Origin of the sequence: Thioalkalivibrio sp. ALJ7 (assembly GCF_000376865.1) — a bacterium.
Classification (GTDB): Bacteria; Pseudomonadota; Gammaproteobacteria; order Ectothiorhodospirales; family Ectothiorhodospiraceae; genus Thioalkalivibrio.
Genome location: NZ_AQXQ01000012.1, coordinates 357,366 through 376,522, shown reverse-complemented (window position 1 = coordinate 376,522; position 19,157 = coordinate 357,366). Strand labels below are relative to the sequence as shown.

Here is a 19,157-nt window from a genome sequence, read left to right as displayed (position 1 = left end):
CCAGGGCTCTCGGCCGCCCGCCCATGGTGTGCCATGCCCGCTCGGAAAGCCGTGCACTGAAGTTATGCTCTCGGCGTGGCGTCTCCGTCGGACGGACTCTGCTCCAGGGTCTTGCGCAGCTGCTCGATCTGTTCCGGCTTGATGCCGGCGATGTCCTTGATCGGCAGGGTCACAGCAAACCCGTGGCCCTGCCGGCTCAGTTCCAGTTCCGCGTCCAGGTGTTCCAGCATGCGGCGGGCCAGATCGGCCTCCAGCACCATTAACAGCACCTTGCGAACGGAGGTGTCCTTCAGGTCCATGACCGGGTTGCGCCGTAGCTGGGCGATGCTTTGGGCATCCAGTAGGGTCAGGCCGGCAGCCCCGTCGCGCTGAACGATCTCGATCGCGCGTTCGGCCAGGCTGCGCGGGATGATGGCGGCGAGCAGAACGAATTGCATGGCAGAGTCTCCGTATCCGGGCGCGTCAGGGCATGGTGGTCAGGTGGCCGACGAACTCCATGCCCTGAAGGGCGCTCACGTCCAGGGTGAAGGCAAGCCCGTTGTAGGGCTGGAGCAGGTCGAGTTCTAGGTTCAGGCGCTGCGCAATGCGTTCGGCCTGCCCGGTCTCCAGCTGCCAGATGCAGACCGATTCGTTGCCCTGGTAGGTCACCCCGAGAAAGATCATGTGCTCGGGGAAACCGAGCCCCGAACCCTGGATCACGGCACCGTCCGCGCCGCCTTCCTCGGCGGCGATGGCCAGGGCCTGCTCCTCACGGTCCTGGTCGACGATCGCGATCAGAAAGGTCTCCTCCATGATGCTGCCCCCCCGTGACGGGCTCCGTCAGTTGCCGAGATAGCGGCGCAGCACGCGCTGCCATTCGTCGGATTCCAGAATCTCGAGGATAGCGACGTTCATCGGGGCGCGCAGTGGCGACCCCTGGGGCAGTGCCAGGGCATAGTCCTGGCGCAGGAACTCGACCGGCAGGACCTCCAGTTGCCCCGCAAAGTGCTCGCGGACCTGATAGCGCAGCAGCGGAGCGTCGTAGACCATAGCGTCGGCGCGGCCCTCGGCGACTGCGCCCAGTGCGGTGGCGAGGTCCACATGGTCGCGGTAGGCAAAGCCCTGGTCGTCCAGCCAGGCGGCGGCACTGGAGCCGCCAATCGTGGCGATGCGCTGGCCCTCCAGGTCGGAGACATTCTGGATGCCGGTATCCAGCGAGCTGACGGTCAGCGTGGTCGCGATCGCGGCGGTGAAGGTGGAGACCAGGATCAGCGCCGCGAACATCCAGACCAGCGCGATCGCGCGGCCGGGCAGGGTGCGCGGAGCCTTGTCGCCATAGCCCACCGTGGTCATGGTCACGGCGGCCCACCAGAATGCGGAGCCGAGCCCTTGTGCGGCACTGCCGCCGAACTCGTCGGCGTTACGCCGGCGTTCGAACAGCCACAGCAGCGCACCCACTAGCAGGAGCAGTCCGGAGAGCGCGAGGATGACCATCAGGAAGGGTACGGAGATGAACGCGCGCAGGGCCCCGGCGATTGGATTGCCTTGTTGGGGCACGGCAATCGACAGCCCGGTGCTGTAGTACGGATGGGTGAAGTCGACCCGTTCGGCGCGTTCGGCGGTTGCGGTGAGGGCCGCGACCGAGATATCGATACGGTCGTCGCCCAGGCCCTCGATGAGTCCCTCGAGGCTGGTCTCCCGGTAGTCGGAGTCCAGTTCCATGCGTTCCGCGACCCGCTCCCACAGTTCGATGGCAATGCCGGAAGGAGCGGCGCCCGGCTCCTCCGGCGCAATCACGAACGGTGGCACGAAGCGCGTCCCCACGCGCAGGGTCGAGTCGGCGCCGATGCCGCTGGCTCCATTTTCCTCGGCCTGAGCGGACGGCAGGGTAAGCAACGTGGCGAACACGAGCACTGCGCCGGCCAGCAGCGACATAAACGGGAGCGAGCAGAGGGTGCGGGGCATGCGGACATCCGGTGGGGGCTTGCCCGTACCATAACCGGAAGATCGTCAACGAGGCAGTCTAGGGAAATACAGCGGGAGGGTGTTCATGCGGAATCCATTCGCCGATCCGAGCAACAGTGAAGCGCGCCCGACGCAGGGAATGGCGGTGGATGTCGGCTTCACGCTGGACTGGGCGAGTGCCGAGGCCCGTCACCGGGAGTGTCTGTTCCTGCCGTGGCTGGAGCCGGAACGGGACCGCTGGCCGGGCGATCTCGGGGCTGCCCTGCGCGGGTGGGGCGCGGGGGCGGCGCACGAGGCCTCCCGCGAAACCGCCGCGGCCCTGGTTCCGCAAGAGGAGCCCGACCGCGTGCTGGAGCTCCCGGCGTCGGCATTCAACCGGGACCTGCGCCGGCATCGCCGGGTGGAGCCCCATGCGGGGCGTTTCTACCCGCGTGCGTTCCTTGCCGGTCATGCGGGGATCGAGGCCGGGGATCGCGAGCTGTTCCGGATCGGGGCGCTGGAGGGTGATCACCTGGTGGCGGATCTGAATCATCCGCTGGCGGGGCACGACCTGCGGCTGCAGGCGCGGGTTATGGCGCGCCACGAGGTTGGGCGTGACGATGAGCGGACGGTGGATGTTGCCCGGCTGCTGACGGCCAGCGGGCCGGGCATGCAGGCCCGCTGGCGTGGACGACCGACCGACTTCTGGGTCGACGGGGCGCTGGGGCGCGAGGACCCGGAGTCCGATGCGGTGTTCTATGCCGCACCGCGCCGGGTGCACCACCTGGACGCGACCGCGCGGGCCGAGATCGCCGCGCTGTATTCCGCCTGCATTCCGGTGGGTGCGCGGGTGCTCGACTTGATGAGCAGCTGGGAGTCCCACCTGGACCGAGTCGAGTCGCCGGAAGCCGTGATCGGGCTGGGCATGAACGCCGAGGAGCTGGCGGACAACCCCCGGCTGACGTCATCCCTGGTGCACGACCTGAACCTCCGTCCGGAACTGCCATATGCGACGGCGAGCTTCGATGCCGTGGTCTGTACCGCGTCGGTCGAGTACCTGACGCAGCCCGAGGCGGTGTTCCGCGCGGTACGCGAGGTGCTGCGCCCGGACGGGGTGTTCATGGTCACGTTCTCCGATCGCTGCTTTCCGACCAAGGCGATTGCGGTGTGGGGGCGGTTGTACGACTTCGAACGCATGGGATTGGTATTGGATCTGTTCCTGCGGTCGGGCTTTAAGGATCTTGCGACCTGGTCCTTGCGCGGCTTGCCGCGTCCGGCGGACGACCCCTACGCCGGGCGCCTGGATCACGCCGATCCGGTGTTCGCCGTTTGGGGGGCGCTGCCCGTGAGCCGGGAGGTCTGCATCATCGGTGTGGATTGCGCGACCCAGCCGCGCAAGACCGGGCTGGCGCGGGCCTCCTGGTCCGGTGACCAGATTCGCCTTGAGGAGGCGCGCCGCGCCCATCCGTCGGAGCCGGTCGCCGACGTACTGTGCGCCTGGATGAGCACGCCGAATCCGGTCCTGCTGTGCCTGGATGCCCCGCTTGGCTGGCCGGCGGCACTGGGCCAGGCGCTGTCGGGCCACCGCGCCGGGGAGGGCATCGCGGAAGCCGCGGATGCGATGTTTCATCGCCATACCGACCGCGTCATTCGGGCGCGGCTGGGCAAGCGCCCGCTGGAGGTCGGCGCGAACTTCATCGCGCGAATGGCGCTGGCGGCTGTCCAGTTGCTCCAGGAGCTGCGTGCACGAAGCGGCCTCGCGTTCGCGCTGCCGCAAAGCGCGGGGCCGATCAACGAGTCCGCCGCGATCGAGGTATATCCGGCGGCCCTGCGTCGCCTGCGGGGCTGGGACGACCGCGCGGCGGTGCACTCGGGATTGGTCGCCACGTTCGCGGACCCGATGCCGAATCTCGCGGATGTCACCGACGATGTTCAGGATGCGGTGCTTTGCGTCCTTGCCGGGGCCGATTTTCTCCGCGGACGAGCGGTGGGGCCTTCCACCGACGAGTTGGTGTTGGCCGAGCGCGAGGGCTGGATCTGGTCGGCCGATCCGGACCCGCTTCTCAGCTCCGAGTCCGGGGCCCCACGCAGGGCGTCTTAACCGGTAAACTGCAAGCTGTTTCGAGATGCCCGCAACCGCGGGCTGGACCAATGGGGAGCACATGGCCGCAAGCAAGGCCAAAACCGGGGGCAAGGGCAAGAAGACCATCGAGCCGGCCGCAGCGCCCAGTCTGAGCGGCCAGTTGCTGCGTGGGCTGCGCGAGGGCGCGCTGCTGATCTTCGGCATGCTGGCGTTGTATCTGTTGGTGGCCCTGGTGAGCTACCACCCGGGGGATGCCGCCTGGTCCACCACCGGCGATGGTGAAGGGCTGCGTAATCTGGGTGGCACCACCGGTGCCTGGTTCGCCGATATCGTCTTCCATCTGCTGGGCTATCTCGCCTACCTGATCCCGCTGGCGGTCGCCGGCATCGGCTGGTGGCTGTTCCGCCACCGCCGCGAGGCGCAGATTGCGAGCCCGATGGAGCTGACGGTGCGTGGCGTTGCCCTGATCGTCGCGCTGATCTCCGGCTCCGCGCTGGCGGCGCTGCACTTGTTGCCGGGCGGAATGCCGGTGCATGCCGGCGGCATCCTGGGAGACCTCTTCGGCGGCTGGGCGGTGGCCGGGTTGAGCCTGGTCGGCGGTACGCTGGTGCTGCTCGCGCTGTTCCTTGCCGGGGTGACGCTTTTCACCGGGCTCTCCTGGTTCCTGCTGATGGACCGTCTCGGTCAGCTGGCCGTGCGCGCCTGGGAACGCACCCGCGCGGCGATCGATTCCGCGCGCGACCGGCGCATTGGCGCCCGCGAACGCGCCGAACGCGAGACCCGCGTGGAGAAGGAGCGCAAGCGCACCGAGAAGCGTGCGCCGTCGCGGGTGGAGCCGCGCATCGAGACGCCGCCCCCCAGCCCGCGGGTACAGAAGGAGAAACAGGTCCCGCTGTTCACCGAGGGCAGCGGGGCCGATCCGCATCCTCCGCTGTCGCTGTTGGACGAGCCGCCTCCACCGCCCGAGGGTTTCTCCGAGGAGTCTCTGCAGGCGTTGTCGCGGCTGGTGGAGCTCAAGCTCAAGGACTTCGGCGTGGAGGTCGAGGTCGTGGCCGTGCAGCCGGGCCCGGTGATTACGCGCTTCGAACTGCAGCCGGCGGCTGGGGTGAAGGCCTCGCGGATTTCCGGGCTGTCCACGGATCTGGCGCGCTCGCTGTCGGTGATGGCGGTGCGCATCGTCGAGGTGATCCCGGGCAAGTCGACCGTGGGTCTGGAGATCCCGAACGAGAATCGCGAGATCGTGGCCCTGTCCGAGATCCTGCGCTCGGATCTGTTCGACTCGAACAAGTCACCGCTGACGATGGCGCTGGGCAAGGATATCGGGGGTGCCCCGGTGATGGCGGATCTGGCAAAGATGCCGCACCTGCTGGTGGCCGGGACTACCGGGTCCGGGAAGTCGGTGGGCGTGAATGCCATGCTGCTGTCGCTGCTGTACAAGGCGACCCCGGACGAGGTTCGGCTGATCCTGATCGACCCGAAGATGCTGGAGCTTTCGGTCTACGAGGGCATCCCGCACCTGCTGTGCGAGGTCGTCACTGACATGAAGGATGCCTCCAACGCCCTGCGCTGGGCAGTGGCGGAGATGGAACGGCGTTACAAGCTGATGTCGGCGATGGGCGTGCGCAACATCGGTGGCTTCAACAAGAAGGTGCGGGATGCCGAGGCGGCCGGAGAGCCGCTGAAGGACCCGCTGTTCAAGCCGGAAGAGGCGATCACCGAGACCGAGGCGCCGGAGCTGGAGACGCTGCCGTTCATCGTGATCGTGGTCGACGAGTTTGCCGACATGATCATGGTGGTCGGCAAGAAGGTAGAGGAGCTGATCGCACGGCTGGCGCAGAAGGCTCGCGCCGCCGGCATCCATCTGATCCTGGCGACCCAGCGGCCTTCGGTGGATGTGATCACCGGCTTGATCAAGGCCAACATCCCTACACGTATTGCGTTCCAGGTCTCCTCGCGGGTGGATTCACGCACCATCCTGGATCAGATGGGGGCGGAGCATCTGCTGGGGCATGGCGACATGCTCTACCTGCCACCGGGCAAGGCGATGCCCGAACGCGTCCACGGGGCCTTCGTCGGCGACAACGAGGTGCATCAGGTGGTCGAGTACCTGAAGTCCACCGGCGAGCCGGACTACAACGAGGCCATCCTCGACGAGCCGGAGGCCGGCGCGGCGAGTATTCCCGGGCTGGAGTCCCCGGGCCAGGGCGAAAGCGAGAGCGACCCCTTGTACGACCAGGCGGTGCAGATCGTGATCGAGTCGCGCAAGGCCTCGATCTCGTTCGTCCAGCGCCGGCTGAAGATCGGCTACAACCGCGCCGCGCGCATGGTCGAGGACATGGAGGCCGCCGGTCTGGTCAGCCCGGTGCAGTCCAATGGCAACCGCGAGGTGCTGGTGCCGGGGTCGAAAGACTGAGGCCTCCGACTCGAACCAAGGGCCCCAAGCGAGGTCCATGTCTCGGGTCGTGTGACACCGTTCGTCATTACCTCCAACGCTATTCACGCCGGGTTAAGCGACCGGGCGCAGCATGATTGAAACGCTTTAACCGGAGTTCGCATGAAGTCTCGTTCTTCTTCGCGCCTGTTGCTGGCCCTGGTGGCCATGGCCTCCCTGATCGTCGGCGCCGCATCGGCGGCCGAGCCGGCGGCGGATGCGCGCGCCGCGCTGGACCGCTTTGTTGATGGGCTGGAGACCTTCTCGGCCGAATTCACGCAAACGGTGCGCGATGAGACCGGCTACGTGTTGCAAGAGTCCGACGGGCAGATGCAGCTCGGCATGCCCAATCGCCTGCATTGGCAGGTGACCGAACCCTTCCCGCAGACCATCGTCTCCGACGGTCAGGACCTGTGGATGTACGACCCGGACCTGTCGCAGGCTACGGTGCGCCCGCTGGGCGATGCGTTTGACGCGACCCCGATCGCCGCGATCACCCAGCCGGAACGCCTCGACGAGCACTTCCGTATGTCGCTTCGTCCGGTGCCGGATGGCGCGGCCTTGCGGTTGGTGCTGATCCCGCGGAACGAGCAGGCGGACTTCACCAGCCTCGACCTCGATCTGACCCCCGATGGGGACCTGACCCGCATGGCCTTCCGCGACATCTTCGGGCAGACGACCGAGATCCGTTTCCATGCAACCGAACGCAACGCCGATCTCGACCCCGCGATCTTCACCTTCGAACCGCCGTCCGGCACCGACATCTACCGTCCGTAACCAAGCCCGCGCCCTGGTTATTCTCCACGAAGCTCACCAAGGCACGAAGAAGGTCAAGGGCGTTTACAGGAAGGTGGGGAGACTGCAAGGAGGGCGCTGGAAGTGTGGCGCTTTGGTCTGAATCCCGACGGCCCGGGCCACGTAACGACGTTGGTGTAACCCCGAACTCCCCACAACGCCGGACCATCCGTCTTGGTGTGTCTGGACGGACGCCCTGCACGCTGTCATTCCGGCCGGAGCATTCGTACATCCTTTTTGTTGTGGAGTTCCCAACGCCAACACCAGCTCTTCTCCGTGTTCTCTGTGCCCTCCGTGGTGCAATCCGGCCTTGACCTTCTTCGTGCCTTCGTGCGCTTCGTGGTGAAAAAAGGGTTTTCGCCCGAAGGGTTACAATCTCCGTTATGAGCGATTCCCTCGATGGCGATCTGTTCGGCCCGGATCCGGACATGGCATCGCCCGAACCCGAACCGGAGCCGTCCCCCGCGGGCCCCGACCCGTCCGCGCCGCTGGCCGAGCGCATGCGTCCGGCGCGGCTGGACGAGATGCTCGGCCAGGACCACCTGGTCGGCCCCGACGCTGCGCTGCGTCAGGCGATCGAGCAGGGCCAGACGCCGTCGATGATCCTCTGGGGTCCGCCTGGGTGCGGCAAGACCACGCTGGCGCGGTTGGTCGCGGCCGCCGGGGCGCAGCGGCTGGTTACGCTGTCCGCGGTGCTCGCCGGGGTCAAGGATGTGCGCGCCGTGGTGGAGGCCGCCAAGGCGCGGCGGCGCAATGGTGTCGGGACGCTGTTGTTCATTGACGAGATCCATCGCTTCAACAAGGGCCAGCAGGATGCCCTGCTGCCGCATATCGAGGACGGGACGCTGACCTTTGTTGGCGCGACCACCGAGAACCCCTCGTTCGCTCTGAATAGTGCGTTGCTGTCGCGGGCACGGGTCTATCGCATGGGCGGGGTTGGTCCTGAGGCCATCGAGGCCTTGATCGAACGCGCGATGAATGACCCGGAGCGCGGCCTGGGTGGGCGCGGCCTGACCCTGGACCCGGAAGAACGTCAGCGTTTGGCACGGGCCGCCGACGGTGATGCCCGGCGCGCCCTGAACTGGCTGGAGACCGCCTCCGACTTGGCGCGTGAAGGCGCCATTACGGGCGACGCCCTGCGCGCGGTGATGGGGGCGCAGTCTCTGGCCTTCGATCGCCAGGGCGACGCCTTCTACGATCAGATCTCGGCCCTGCACAAATCGGTGCGCGGCTCCGATCCGAACGCAGCCGTGTACTGGCTGACCCGTATGCTGGATGCCGGCTGCGACCCGGATTACCTGGGCCGGCGCCTGCTGCGTATGGCCTACGAGGACATCGGACTGGCCGCCGTGGGCCTGGGGGCGCGGGTGCTGGCGGCCTGGCAGACCATGGAGCGCCTGGGCCGGCCGGAGGGCGATCTGGCCCTGGTGCAGGCGGTGATCGAACTGGCCGCCGCACCCAAGAGCAATAGCGCCTATTCCGCCTTGAACGGCGCGCGCGCGGCGATCCGCGACAGCGGTAGCGCGGACGTCCCGCTGCACCTGCGTAACGCCCCGACTGAACTAATGCGCGAGGAGGGCTTTGGCGCCGGCTACCGCTACGATCACGACGAACCCGACGGCTTTGCGCGCGGGCAGGTGTATCTGCCGGAGGGGCTGGAGTCGGAACGTTTCTATACCCCGCGCCACGAGGGTACTGAACGCGCACTGGCGGAACGCCTGGACCGCCTGCGCGGGGACGATGCCCCGCCCGGGAGCGCCGCGTCGGGTGGAGCCTCATGAGGATGCGCCATCACAAGCGCTGGCTGGCGGTCGCCGCGGTCCTTTCCGTGATCTCGGTGGGCTGGATTCTGCTGACCACGGAGTGGCCCAGCCTCGGGTTCCCGCTGGGCGAGGTGGAGGCCTGGCTGCGCGGTTGGGGTGCAGCTGCCTATCTGGTGTTTGTGCTGGCGTTTATGGTGCTAGCGCTGTTTCCACTGCCCAGTACCTTCTGGATTCTGTTGGGCGGGGCCTTGTTCGGGCCTTTCACCGGCGGCGCTTTGAGCCTGCTGGCGGCCACCCTGGCGGCGATCATCGCCTTCATGCTGGCCCGCACCTGGCTGCAGCCGTGGCTGGTCCCGCGCATGGGCGCGCGCAGCCACCGCCTGCGCGCGGATGTAGAGGCCGAAGGCTGGCGGGTAGTGGCCTTGACCCGGCTGGTGCCGGTGTTTCCGTTCGCGCCCACCAACTACGCCCTGGGCCTGGTGCGTCTGCCGCTGCCGGTGTTTGCGCTGACCACCGTGCTGGCACTGATGCCCAGCCTGTTCGCCTATGCCTGGCTGGGGCATGCCACGCGCGAGATGGCCGCCGGCGCCGATAGCGGCGTGCAGCTGGGGTTGGCCGTGTTGGCGGTGCTGGCCCTGCTGCTGTTGCTGCCGCGCCTGGTGCGGCGTATCTGGCTGGGTCAGAAGACGCTGCACGCCGAGGCTCCGCTGACTTCAGTGTCGCCCTCAGACCCAGGTGAGCAGGATCCCGAGACCCAGGGCGAAGAACAGCAGGGCGGCGAGCGCGCGTAGCAGTCGCAGCGGCAGGTGGCAGGCGAAGCGCTGGCCCAGCCAGACGACCGGGGCATTCGCGAGGACCATGCCGATGGTCGAACCGATCACGACGAGGACCAGGCTGTCGAAGGTCGCGGCCAGGGCGGCGGTCGCCACCTGGGTCTTGTCACCCATCTCCACCAGGAAGAACAGCACAGTGGTGGTCCAGAACACGCCGTGCTTCGAGGCGGCGGGTAGTTCGTCTTCGCCATCCGGGATCAGCACCCATGCGGCCATGATGATGAAACCGATACCCAGCCCCCAGCGCAGCCAGTCGTCCGGAACGCTGGTGCCAATCCAGATCCCGGCCAATGCCGCGAGGAAGTGATTGGCTAGGGTCGCTACCACGATGCCCCAGATAATGGGCCAGGTCTGCTGGTAGCGGCAGATCAGGAGCAGGGCCAGGAGTTGAGTCTTGTCGCCCATCTCGGCGATGGCGACGATCACGGTGGAGACGAGCAGGGCTTCCATGGCGTTCTTCCGGGCCGGGTGGGTTTGCAAGACACGTGACATCGCGTCCCCACCCGGCCAAGGATGTTGACGCAACGCCACGGGTCTCGCGGGGCCCGGTGCCGCATCGGCGGCGGGGCTGTCTGCACCACGGTCGACCAGGCGGCCGACCAAATCTGTTGATGCAGACCCCGGTGAGGTCAGGTACTCCCTGAACACCCGGGTCGCTACTCCCCTGAAGCAGGGCGAATTCTAGGTCGGCGCGGGGGTAGTCGCAAGTCGAGAGGCGCTTCAGGTAGGATGCGCGCCATGAAAGCCTTCGTAGCCTGGGTCGATCGGACGCCGTTGTGGCTGTTCGCTGTGTTCGTGGCGACCCTTGGGTTGTCACCCTATGTTCCCGAACCACACATCGTCGAGAAGATTCGCTGGCTCTTCCAGGGCGAGCTGACACGCCCGCTGGACATCTTCGACTTGATCATGCACGCCGTTCCTTGGTTGTTGATGGCTTTCAAGCTCTACCGCATGAGTATCGAGCCGAAAGACGCGCCCTGACTGGAGCGGCGCGCAGACCCGATAGAGTGACGCACTGCGCTAGTGGGAACTCGACGACACGGTTGCAGGTCGCTACGGTTCCTGTGACTTTGAGACGTGACCAAGGAGAGTCCCATGCGCTTTATTGTTGCTGTCACCGCCGGTACCGACGATCCCACCCGCGCGACCCTCGGCATGATCGCCGCGAACGTCGCCAAGCAGCAGGGCCACGACGTGACCGTCTGGCTGCAGGGCGAGGCCGTGAACATCGCCAACCGCAACGTGTACGACAAGATCGTCGGCCACAACATGCCGGCGATGAAGGACATCGTGGATTCGCTGGTGAGTGAAGGCGTCCCGTTCTGGGCCTGCGAGGCCTGCGCCAAGGGTCGCGACGTCGGCGAGCACAACTTCCTGCCGAACGCCGAGATGGCCGGCATGGGCCACTACGTCCAGGCCGTCGCCGAGTTTGATCGCTCCATGAGCTTCTGACCCGGTCGAATTCCGACCCGGGCGGGGTGTGACGCCCCGCCCGTTTGCTGTACCCACCCGGTGCCAGTCATTCGACCTGGCACATTGCATGCTTGCTGGTTCCTGTGAACCTGTCACGGAACACGCGCATGACTTCGAATACCCCCCTGGACGAGACCATCGGCGATTTCCTGGTGGCTTCGCGCAAGTGCGAGGTTGTGAGCCTGGAGCGCCTGCTGGAAGCCGTGCAGTTGGTTGGACTGATCCGCGCCCTGGTGCACCAGCTGCAGCGTGAACGGGGCGCCTCAAGTCTGTGGATCGGCTCGGGCGGGCAACATTACGCGGACGAGCTCGCGCAGTACCGGGAAGATTCTGACGTGGCGGCGGCGGGCTTTAATGGCCAACTGGGTGGCTGGCTCAAGCCGGGTGCCTGCGCCCATGCTCGCAGCCGTCTTCTGGGGCGTATGGCGTTGGCCCTGCACGGCCTTTCGGGGCTGCCAAGTCTGCGCGAGGAGGTATTCGAGGGGACCCTGACCCCGATGGAGGCTATGCGCAGCTTCAGCGAACTGATCCGTACCTTGCTCGCGGTGGTCTTCGAGGCAGCGGATTCGGCCACCGATCCGGAGGTCTCGCGGGCCCTGGTTGCGCTTTTGAATTTCATGCAGGGCAAGGAGTTGGCGGGCCAGGAACGTGCGATCGGTGCCGCCGGGTTTGGTCAAGGGGGATTCGCCGGAGAGCTTCGCCAGGCCCTGTTGCATCGTATTGATGCCCAGGAGCGTTCGTTTCGCATCTTCTCCGAGTTCGCGCCGGAGCCGGCCTGTGCCGCCTGGCGCGAGCTGCAGGGTGCGGGCTTCGCGCCCGAGGTCGAACGCCTGCGCCGCCAGGCCTGCACCCAGGCCGATGGAACGCCGGATCCAGCCCGGGCCGAGGCCTGGTTTGCCTGTACCACCGCACGCATCGACACCATGAAGGAGATCGAGGACCTGCTGGAGATGCATCTGAACGAGTGTTGTGCCGCCCGGATCGAGGCGGACCGGGCCGATCTGGGTGCGGTGCGCGACCGCATCGCGCAGCTCGCCGAATCGGAACTGCGTGACAGCGTGCCCTATGCCGTGTTCTTCGGCGCCCCGGAAGGGCTGGAGCCCCAGGGCGACGGGGATGACGGCGTGCTCGACGTACCGATCGTCGGCCATTCGGTGATGGACCTGGTGCAACGCCAGGCTAGCCGCCTGCAATCCGTGGAGGATGAACTGCAGGCGGCGCGCCAGGCCCTGGCCGAGCGCAAGACCATCGAACGTGCCAAGGCGCTTCTGATCCAACACCGCGGCCTCAGCGAGGACCAGGCCTACAAGCTTCTGCGCCAGACGGCGATGAACCAGAACCGGCGACTGGCCGAGGTCGCCGAGGCGACCGTCGCAATGTCCGACCTGCTGGGCAAGGGCGGCCTGTAGCCCATTCCCCGGGAAAGAGATGCCGCTGGGCGGCGCCTCTGTGGGAGCGGGCTTGCCCGCGAAGCCCCTGCCAGTGTCCACAGTGTCCACCTCTGGCAGGGGCTTCGCCGCCAAGGCGGCTCCTACGGGGATTATCTCACTGACGCACTATTTCAGGTCATCTGCACCGCTGGCGCGCCCCACGCTGGTGCCTCCGGGGTCGGCTTCTGGACTTCGGGCTTCCCGCAAGCGTTCGGCCCGATGTTCGAAACCATCCGATTTTTCCGCGCCATGGCGCGATTGTTTCTGTCGGGGGCGATTAGAAACGGCTAATTGGCACACCTCCTGCAGGAGTATCGGCAAGGCGAGCCAATGGCGGTTCGCCGCCTGACAACAGGGGGTCCCGATGCCCGGGACTCCCGTGGGACTGGACAAAGGCGTCCATCACTCGGCTGCGAAAGCGGTCGGGCTGATGCGACGCCTTTTTTCGTTTTTGGCCATGGGGAGCAACAAGACAATGAAATCGAACGATCGCAGTAACGGAATCTCACGCCGCCGCTTTCTGGGGGGTCTTGCCGCCGGTATCGGGGCGACCACGCTGGGCATGGCCGGCGCCGCGCCCTGGGGCTACGTCCGAGCCGGCAACGGCAAGCCGGAGACCACCGAGGCCAAGCTGGGCTTTATTGCCCTGACCGATGCCGCGCCCTTGTTCGTCGCGCTGGAGAAGGGCTTCTTCGCCGCCCATGGCATGCCCGACGTGCAGGTGTTGAAGCAGTCCTCCTGGGGCACGGTGCGCGACAACCTGGAACTGGGCTCGCGCCGCGGCGGCATCGACGGCTCGCACATTCTGACCCCGATGCCCTACCTGATCCATCGTCGCGGTACGCCGATGAGCATCCTCGCGCGGCTGAACCTGGCCGGGCAGTGCATCTCGGTGGGCGATGAGTACTCCGATCTGAAGGTCGGCCTGGATACCGGGGAGTTCAAGGAGGCGCTGGCGGAGAAGCGCGCCGGCGGCGACGAGGTCCGCGCGGCGATGACCTTCCCCGGCGGCACCCATGACCTGTGGATTCGCTACTGGATGGCGTCCGGCGGGATCGACCCGAACCGCGACATCTCCACCATCGTCGTGCCGCCGGCGCAGATGGTCGCCAACATGCGGGTCGGCTCGATGGACACTTTCTGTGTCTGCGAGCCCTGGAACATGCAGCTGATCAACCAGGGCATCGGCTACACCGCGAACACCACCGGCGAGCTTTGGCACAACCATCCGGAGAAGGCGCTGGGCATGCGCGCGGACTGGGTGGAGGCGAACCCGAACGCGGCCCGCGCCCTGGTCATGGCGGTGATGGAGGCGCAGATGTACTGCGAGGACCCGGCGAACATCGAGGAGGTCGCCGAGATCTGCTCGCGCCGGCGCTACATCCATGCCCCGTACGGCGACATCATCGACCGCATGCAGGGGCACTTTGACTACGGCACCGGCCGCGTGGTCGAGGACCACCCCGATCGCATGCGCTACTGGAACGATCAGGCCTCCTATCCCTTCAAGAGCCACGACCTGTGGTTCCTCACCGAGGACATCCGCTGGGGCTACCTGCCGCCGGACCTCGACATGCAGGCCCTGGTGGACGAGGTCAACCGCGAGGACATCTGGCGCGAGGCGGCCGACACGCTTGGCATCGATTCGGCCGACATCCCCGACTCCACCTCGCGCGGCAAGGAGGAATTCTTCGACGGCAAGATCTTCGACCCGGAAGACCCGCAGGCCTACCTCGACAGCCTGGAGATCAAGGCGCTCGCGTCCTGACGCGAAGGCCCGACGCCCCCTGCACAGACGATTCAAGAGGATTCGATGATGAGTGCCATTCTCGATCGCAATATGACCTTCGGCGCCGGGCGCGAACGCCCGGCGGCAGCGGCGACCCCCACAGACCCAGTGGCCCGCCCCGCCCCGCCGTCGGACCGGTCCGGCGGTGCCCCGCCGCCCGACCCCGGGCTCTGGGGCCGGCGTATGCGCCACGCCGCCACCGTGGTCCTGCCCCCGGTGATAGTGACCGCGATTTTTTTGTTTCTGTGGGAAATGATGACGTCCTCCCAGGGAGCCGTACTGCCCGGCCCGAGTCAGGTGATCACCGACACCTGGGAACTGATCATCGATCCGTTCTATGACTACGGCGGCAACGACGTGGGCATGGCCTGGCAGCTGCTCGCCAGTCTGGAACGTGTGGCCTACGGCTACGCCCTGGCGGTAGTCGCCGGGATCGGTCTCGGGGTGCTGGTCGGCCAGTCCACCTGGGCGATGCGCGGGCTGGATCCGCTGTTCCAGGTGCTGCGCACCGTGCCGCCGCTGGCCTGGCTGCCGATCTCCCTGGCCGCGTTCCAGGCCAGCAACCCGTCGGCCATCTTCGTGATCTTTATCACCGCGATCTGGCCGATCATCATCAACACCTCGGTCGGCATCCGGAACATCTCGCAGGACTACGTGAACGTGGCCCGCGTGCTGCGCCTGAACGGCTTCGAGTACTTCACCAAGATCATGCTCCCGGCCGCCGCGCCGTATGTCTTCTCCGGTCTGCGCATCGGCATCGGCCTCGCCTGGCTGGCGATCGTCGCCGCCGAGATGCTGATCGGCGGGGTCGGCATCGGCTTCTTCATCTGGGATGCCTGGAACGCCTCCATGCTCAGCGACATCGTGCTGGCCCTGGTCTACGTCGGCCTGGTCGGGTTCTTCCTCGACCGTCTGGTCGCGATCGTCGGCAAATGGGTCACCCGCGGCACGCAGGCCGGCTGATCCGGCCCCTCACAGGAGAATCATCATGACCAGCTATCTCTCCATCGAACATATCCACAAGACCTTTGGCGAGGGCCCGACGGCCAGCGAGGTACTGCGCGACGTCGACCTGCACGTGGACCGCGGCGAGTTCATCTCCATCATCGGCCACTCCGGCTGCGGCAAGTCGACGGTGCTCAACATCGTCGCCGGGCTGCTGGAGACCAGCACCGGCGCGGTGATCCTGGACGGCAAGGAGGTCAGCAAGCCGGGCCCGGACCGCAGCGTCGTGTTCCAGAACCACTCCCTGCTGCCCTGGCTGACCGTGCGCGACAACGTGGCGCTGGCGGTGGACAAGACCTTCAAGGGCACCAAGTCCGCCGCCGAGCGCCGCGAATGGGTGCTGCAGACTCTGGACATGGTCGGCATGAGCCACGCGCTGGACAAGCGCCCGGACGAGATCTCCGGCGGCATGAAGCAGCGCGTAGGCATCGCCCGGGCGCTGGCGATGGAGCCCAAGGTCCTGCTGATGGATGAACCCTTCGGCGCGCTGGATGCGCTGACCCGGGCGCACCTGCAGGACGAGGTGATGCGCATCCAGTCGGAGCTGGGCAACACCGTGCTGATGGTCACCCACGACGTGGACGAGGCGGTGCTGCTGTCCGATCGCATCGTGATGATGACCAACGGCCCGGCCGCGACCATCGGCGAGATCCTGGAGATCGACCTGCCGAAGCCGCGCGAGCGCCTGGCGATGGCCGACAACGCGCAATACAACCACTACCGGGCCGAGGTGCTGCGCTTTCTCCACGAGCGCCACAAGAACCCCGAGTCGGAGGCCGCGTGATGGATACCGCGAACGAGAAGCCGCGGCTGGTCCTGATCGGCAACGGCATGGCCGGCATGCGCACGGTCGAGGAGCTGCTGAAGCTCAAGCCGGACATGTACGACATCACCGTGTTCGGCGCCGAGCCCTGGGGCAACTACAACCGCATCATGCTCTCGCCGGTGCTGGCCTCGGAGAAGACCGTCGACGAGATCATGCTGAACGATGATGCCTGGTATGCCGAACGCGGCATCACCCTGCACAAGGGCAAGCGCATCGAACGGATCGACCGCGTGAACCGGCGGGTGATCGCCGAGGACGGCACCGAGGCGCCCTATGACCGCCTGCTGCTGGCGACCGGTTCCGATCCGGTGATGATCCCGGTGCCGGGGCACGAACTGGAGGGCGTGGTCGCTTTCCGCGACATCCACGACGTGGACGCGATGCTCGGGGCCAGCCGCGCACACCAGCATGCGGTGGTGATCGGCGGCGGCCTGCTGGGCCTGGAGGCCGCCAACGGCCTGATGCGCCAGGGCATGGAGGTCACCGTGGTGCACCTGATGGATCACCTGATGGAGCGCCAGCTGGATGCCGAGGCCGCCGGGATGCTGCGCGGCTCGCTGGAGGAGCGCGGCATGCGTTTTCGCATGGCGCACCAGACCGAGGCGATCCTGGGCGAGGACCGTGTCACCGGCGTGCGCTTCACCGACGGCAGCGAGGTCGCGGCGGATCTGGTGGTGATGGCCGTCGGCATCCGCCCGAACACCGCGCTGGCCGCGTCCGCCGGGCTGCACTGCGAGCGCGGCGTGGTGGTGAATGACACGATGCAGACCTATGACCCGTCGATCTACGCGGTGGGCGAGTGTGTGCAGCACCGCGGCGCCACCTATGGCCTGGTCGCGCCCCTGTGGGAGCAGGCGAAGGTCTGCGCCAACCACCTGGCCGAGTACGGCATCGGCCGTTACGAGGGCTCGATGACCTCCACCAAGCTGAAGGTGACCGGGATCGACTTGTTCTCCGCCGGCGACTTCACCGGCGACGAGACCACCGAGGACCTGGTGTTCAAGGACGCCGCGCGCGGCGTCTACAAACGCCTGGTGCTGAAGGACAACCGCATCCAGGCGGCCGTGCTGTACGGCGATACCCTGGACGGCTCCTGGTACTTCCAGCTGATGCGGGACGGAACGCCAGTGGCGGACATCCGCGAGAACCTGCTGTTCGGCCAGGCGCATATCGGCGACTCCGGCCACGGCGACGAGGCCTCGCGGGTCGCGGCCATCCCCGACGAGGCCGAGATCTGCGGCTGCAACGGCGTGTGCAAGGGCGAGATCGTCCAGGCGATCAGCGAGCACAAGCTGTTCACGCTGGAGGACGTGCGCGCCCACACCAAGGCGTCGAACTCCTGTGGCTCCTGCACCGGGCTGGTGGAGTCCGTGCTCGCGACCACGCTGGGCGGCGACTACTCCGACGCCCCGGCGAAAAAGCCGGTCTGTGCCTGCACCGACCACAGCCACGACGAGGTGCGCGCGGCCATTGCCCGCGACGGGCTCAAGACCATGGACGCGGTGTTCGAGGCCCTCGACTGGAAGACCCCGAACGGCTGCCATGTCTGCCGTCCGGCACTCAACTACTACCTGCTGGCGGCCTGGCCGAAGGACTACCAGGACGACGCCCAGTCGCGCTTCATCAACGAGCGCGCCCACGGCAACATCCAGAAGGACGGTACCTATTCCGTCGTGCCGCGCATCTGGGGCGGGGTGACCACCCCGGCCGAGCTGCGCGCGATCGCCGAGGTGGCCGAGCGCTACCAGGTGCCCACGGTCAAGTTCACCGGTGGCCAGCGCATCGACCTGCTGGGGGTCCAAAAGACCGACCTGCCGGCGATGTGGCGCGATCTCGGCGACGCCGGGTTTGTCTCCGGCCATGCCTACGGCAAGGCCCTGCGCACGGTGAAGACCTGTGTCGGCTCCGAGTGGTGCCGCTTCGGGACCCAGGACTCGACCGGGCTCGGCATCCAGCTGGAGCGGATGACCTGGGGCTCCTGGACGCCGCACAAGTTCAAGATGGCGGTCTCCGGCTGTCCGCGTAACTGCGCCGAGGCCACGATCAAGGACCTGGGCGTGGTCTGCGTGGACTCGGGCTACGAGCTGCACGTGGGCGGCAACGGCGGGGTGAAGGTCCGTGCCACCGACTTCCTCTGCAAGGTGGAGACCGAGACCGAGGTGCTCGAATACGCAGGGGCCTTCATGCAGTTCTATCGCGAAGACGCGCGCTACCTGGAGCGCACCGCCCCGTGGATCGAGCGCGTCGGGCTGACCCGGGTGAAGGAACGCCTGGTGGACGACGCCGAGAACCGCGCCGCGCTGTACGCGCGCTTCCTGGAGTCACAGGAGGTGGCGCAGGTGGACCCCTGGGCCGAGCGGGCCGCCGGGCATGCGGCGCACGAGTTCATCCCGATCACGCCGGTGGACGCGGCCCCGCGCCAGGGGGTGTCGGCATGAGCTGGCTCGCGATCTGTCCGCTCGAGGACATCCCGTCGCTGGGCGCGCGGGTGGTGGCGGGCCCGAACGGCGACATCGCCGTGTTCCGTACCGCCGATGACCGCGTCTTTGCCCTGCGCGACCAGTGCCCGCACAAGGGCGGGCCGCTGTCGCAGGGCATCGTCCATGGCGAGCGCGTGACCTGCCCGCTGCACAACTGGGTGATCGACCTTCAGTCCGGCGAGGCCACCGGGGCGGATAGCGGCTGCACCCATGCCTTCCCGATCCGGGTGACCGACGGTCAGGTGTGGCTGGACCTCTCCGGCGCCACGGCCAATTCCGCGGACGATCCCGCGGCGGTGCCGGTCGCCTGCCGCGAGGCGGGCTGA

At 67.1% G+C, this 19,157-nt stretch carries 17 protein-coding genes and 1 pseudogene; 14 read left to right on the top strand and 4 right to left on the bottom strand.

What is annotated here, in order from left to right; translation table 11 throughout:
• Positions 1–62: 62 nt before the first annotated feature.
• Genes D002_RS0110420 through D002_RS0110410 form a run of 3 tightly spaced genes read right to left on the bottom strand, consistent with a single transcriptional unit; the run spans position 63 to position 1,944 of the window.
• Positions 63–437, bottom strand: a complete 375-nt coding sequence (locus D002_RS0110420; protein ID WP_018141865.1) for a hypothetical protein — start codon at positions 435–437, stop codon at positions 63–65.
• 25 nt (positions 438–462) lie between these two features.
• Complete coding sequence (locus tag D002_RS0110415) at positions 463–792, bottom strand: hypothetical protein (RefSeq protein WP_018141864.1); 330 nt, start codon at positions 790–792, stop codon at positions 463–465.
• A 27-nt stretch (positions 793–819) separates the two neighbouring features.
• Positions 820–1,944 carry a transporter substrate-binding domain-containing protein gene (locus tag D002_RS0110410; RefSeq protein WP_018141863.1) on the bottom strand — a complete coding sequence of 375 codons (1,125 nt, stop codon included), beginning with the start codon at positions 1,942–1,944 and terminating at the stop codon, positions 820–822.
• A gap of 85 nt (positions 1,945–2,029) precedes the next feature.
• Between D002_RS0110410 and D002_RS13805 the strand changes: the two are divergent.
• From D002_RS13805 to D002_RS0110385, 6 genes and pseudogenes are all read left to right on the top strand, one after another.
• Positions 2,030–3,259 (top strand): annotated as a pseudogene (locus D002_RS13805) (methyltransferase domain-containing protein); the annotation flags it as partial.
• A 9-nt stretch (positions 3,260–3,268) separates the two neighbouring features.
• Complete coding sequence (locus tag D002_RS13800; protein WP_196800128.1) at positions 3,269–4,024, top strand: DUF429 domain-containing protein; 756 nt, start codon at positions 3,269–3,271, stop codon at positions 4,022–4,024.
• 61 nt (positions 4,025–4,085) lie between these two features.
• Positions 4,086–6,419: a DNA translocase FtsK gene (locus tag D002_RS0110400; protein ID WP_038051456.1), complete on the top strand. Its 2,334-nt coding sequence runs from the start codon at positions 4,086–4,088 to the stop codon at positions 6,417–6,419.
• 141 nt (positions 6,420–6,560) lie between these two features.
• The gene (lolA, locus tag D002_RS0110395) at positions 6,561–7,214 is read left to right on the top strand and encodes an outer membrane lipoprotein chaperone LolA (RefSeq protein WP_018141860.1); all 654 of its coding nucleotides are present in this window, start codon (positions 6,561–6,563) and stop codon (positions 7,212–7,214) included.
• 401 nt (positions 7,215–7,615) lie between these two features.
• Complete coding sequence (locus tag D002_RS0110390) at positions 7,616–9,013, top strand: replication-associated recombination protein A (protein WP_018141859.1); 1,398 nt, start codon at positions 7,616–7,618, stop codon at positions 9,011–9,013.
• The gene (locus D002_RS0110385; RefSeq protein ID WP_026181661.1) at positions 9,010–9,786 is read left to right on the top strand and encodes a TVP38/TMEM64 family protein; all 777 of its coding nucleotides are present in this window, start codon (positions 9,010–9,012) and stop codon (positions 9,784–9,786) included. The genes D002_RS0110390 and D002_RS0110385 overlap by 4 nt, the downstream gene beginning before the upstream one ends.
• Here D002_RS0110385 and D002_RS0110380 read toward each other — a convergent pair.
• On the bottom strand, positions 9,721–10,278 hold the full coding sequence (locus D002_RS0110380) for a TMEM165/GDT1 family protein (protein WP_018141857.1): 558 nt from the start codon (positions 10,276–10,278) through the stop codon (positions 9,721–9,723). The two genes, D002_RS0110385 and D002_RS0110380, sit on opposite strands and share 66 nt — an antisense overlap.
• Before the next feature lie 288 nt (positions 10,279–10,566).
• Here D002_RS0110380 and D002_RS0110375 point away from each other — a divergent pair, with 288 nt between their 5' ends.
• The 8 genes from D002_RS0110375 (at position 10,567) to nirD (ending at position 19,157) form a co-directional block, all read left to right on the top strand.
• A complete protein-coding gene (locus D002_RS0110375; protein ID WP_018141856.1) occupies positions 10,567–10,809 on the top strand; it encodes a hypothetical protein in 243 nt (80 codons plus the stop codon).
• Between the two features lie 114 nt (positions 10,810–10,923).
• Positions 10,924–11,280 (top strand): DsrE family protein, encoded by a 357-nt coding sequence (locus D002_RS0110370; protein WP_017941855.1) that lies wholly within the window; start codon positions 10,924–10,926, stop codon positions 11,278–11,280.
• A gap of 128 nt (positions 11,281–11,408) precedes the next feature.
• Positions 11,409–12,710: a nitrate regulatory protein gene (locus tag D002_RS0110365; protein WP_018141855.1), complete on the top strand. Its 1,302-nt coding sequence runs from the start codon at positions 11,409–11,411 to the stop codon at positions 12,708–12,710.
• Positions 12,711–13,206: 496 nt separating this feature from the next.
• Positions 13,207–14,499, top strand: a complete 1,293-nt coding sequence (locus tag D002_RS0110360) for an ABC transporter substrate-binding protein (protein ID WP_018141854.1) — start codon at positions 13,207–13,209, stop codon at positions 14,497–14,499.
• A 48-nt stretch (positions 14,500–14,547) separates the two neighbouring features.
• On the top strand, positions 14,548–15,483 hold the full coding sequence (gene ntrB, locus D002_RS0110355) for a nitrate ABC transporter permease (protein ID WP_018141853.1): 936 nt from the start codon (positions 14,548–14,550) through the stop codon (positions 15,481–15,483).
• 25 nt (positions 15,484–15,508) lie between these two features.
• Entirely contained in the window at positions 15,509–16,309 is an 801-nt protein-coding gene (locus tag D002_RS0110350; RefSeq protein ID WP_018141852.1) for an ABC transporter ATP-binding protein, read from the top strand.
• On the top strand, positions 16,309–18,789 hold the full coding sequence (gene nirB / locus D002_RS0110345) for a nitrite reductase large subunit NirB (protein ID WP_018141851.1): 2,481 nt from the start codon (positions 16,309–16,311) through the stop codon (positions 18,787–18,789). The genes D002_RS0110350 and nirB overlap by 1 nt, the downstream gene beginning before the upstream one ends.
• Positions 18,786–19,157 carry a nitrite reductase small subunit NirD gene (gene nirD, locus D002_RS0110340; RefSeq protein WP_018141850.1) on the top strand — a complete coding sequence of 124 codons (372 nt, stop codon included), beginning with the start codon at positions 18,786–18,788 and terminating at the stop codon, positions 19,155–19,157. Before nirB ends, nirD begins: the two co-directional genes overlap by 4 nt.

Bases quoted from the DNA above. Each gene is read 5' to 3' on its own strand.
- D002_RS0110420 (WP_018141865.1), bottom strand. From the start codon at position 437: ATGCAATTCGTTCTGCTCGCCGCCATCATCCCGCGCAGCCTGGCCGAA.
- D002_RS0110415 (WP_018141864.1), bottom strand. From the start codon at position 792: ATGGAGGAGACCTTTCTGATCGCGATCGTCGACCAGGACCGTGAGGAG.
- D002_RS0110410 (WP_018141863.1), bottom strand. From the start codon at position 1,944: ATGCCCCGCACCCTCTGCTCGCTCCCGTTTATGTCGCTGCTGGCCGGC.
- D002_RS0110400 (WP_038051456.1), top strand. From the start codon at position 4,086: ATGGCCGCAAGCAAGGCCAAAACCGGGGGCAAGGGCAAGAAGACCATC.
- lolA (WP_018141860.1), top strand. From the start codon at position 6,561: ATGAAGTCTCGTTCTTCTTCGCGCCTGTTGCTGGCCCTGGTGGCCATG.
- D002_RS0110390 (WP_018141859.1), top strand. From the start codon at position 7,616: ATGAGCGATTCCCTCGATGGCGATCTGTTCGGCCCGGATCCGGACATG.
- D002_RS0110385 (WP_026181661.1), top strand. From the start codon at position 9,010: ATGAGGATGCGCCATCACAAGCGCTGGCTGGCGGTCGCCGCGGTCCTT.
- D002_RS0110380 (WP_018141857.1), bottom strand. From the start codon at position 10,278: ATGGAAGCCCTGCTCGTCTCCACCGTGATCGTCGCCATCGCCGAGATG.
- D002_RS0110375 (WP_018141856.1), top strand. From the start codon at position 10,567: ATGAAAGCCTTCGTAGCCTGGGTCGATCGGACGCCGTTGTGGCTGTTC.
- D002_RS0110370 (WP_017941855.1), top strand. From the start codon at position 10,924: ATGCGCTTTATTGTTGCTGTCACCGCCGGTACCGACGATCCCACCCGC.
- D002_RS0110365 (WP_018141855.1), top strand. From the start codon at position 11,409: ATGACTTCGAATACCCCCCTGGACGAGACCATCGGCGATTTCCTGGTG.
- D002_RS0110360 (WP_018141854.1), top strand. From the start codon at position 13,207: ATGAAATCGAACGATCGCAGTAACGGAATCTCACGCCGCCGCTTTCTG.
- ntrB (WP_018141853.1), top strand. From the start codon at position 14,548: ATGAGTGCCATTCTCGATCGCAATATGACCTTCGGCGCCGGGCGCGAA.
- D002_RS0110350 (WP_018141852.1), top strand. From the start codon at position 15,509: ATGACCAGCTATCTCTCCATCGAACATATCCACAAGACCTTTGGCGAG.
- nirB (WP_018141851.1), top strand. From the start codon at position 16,309: ATGGATACCGCGAACGAGAAGCCGCGGCTGGTCCTGATCGGCAACGGC.
- nirD (WP_018141850.1), top strand. From the start codon at position 18,786: ATGAGCTGGCTCGCGATCTGTCCGCTCGAGGACATCCCGTCGCTGGGC.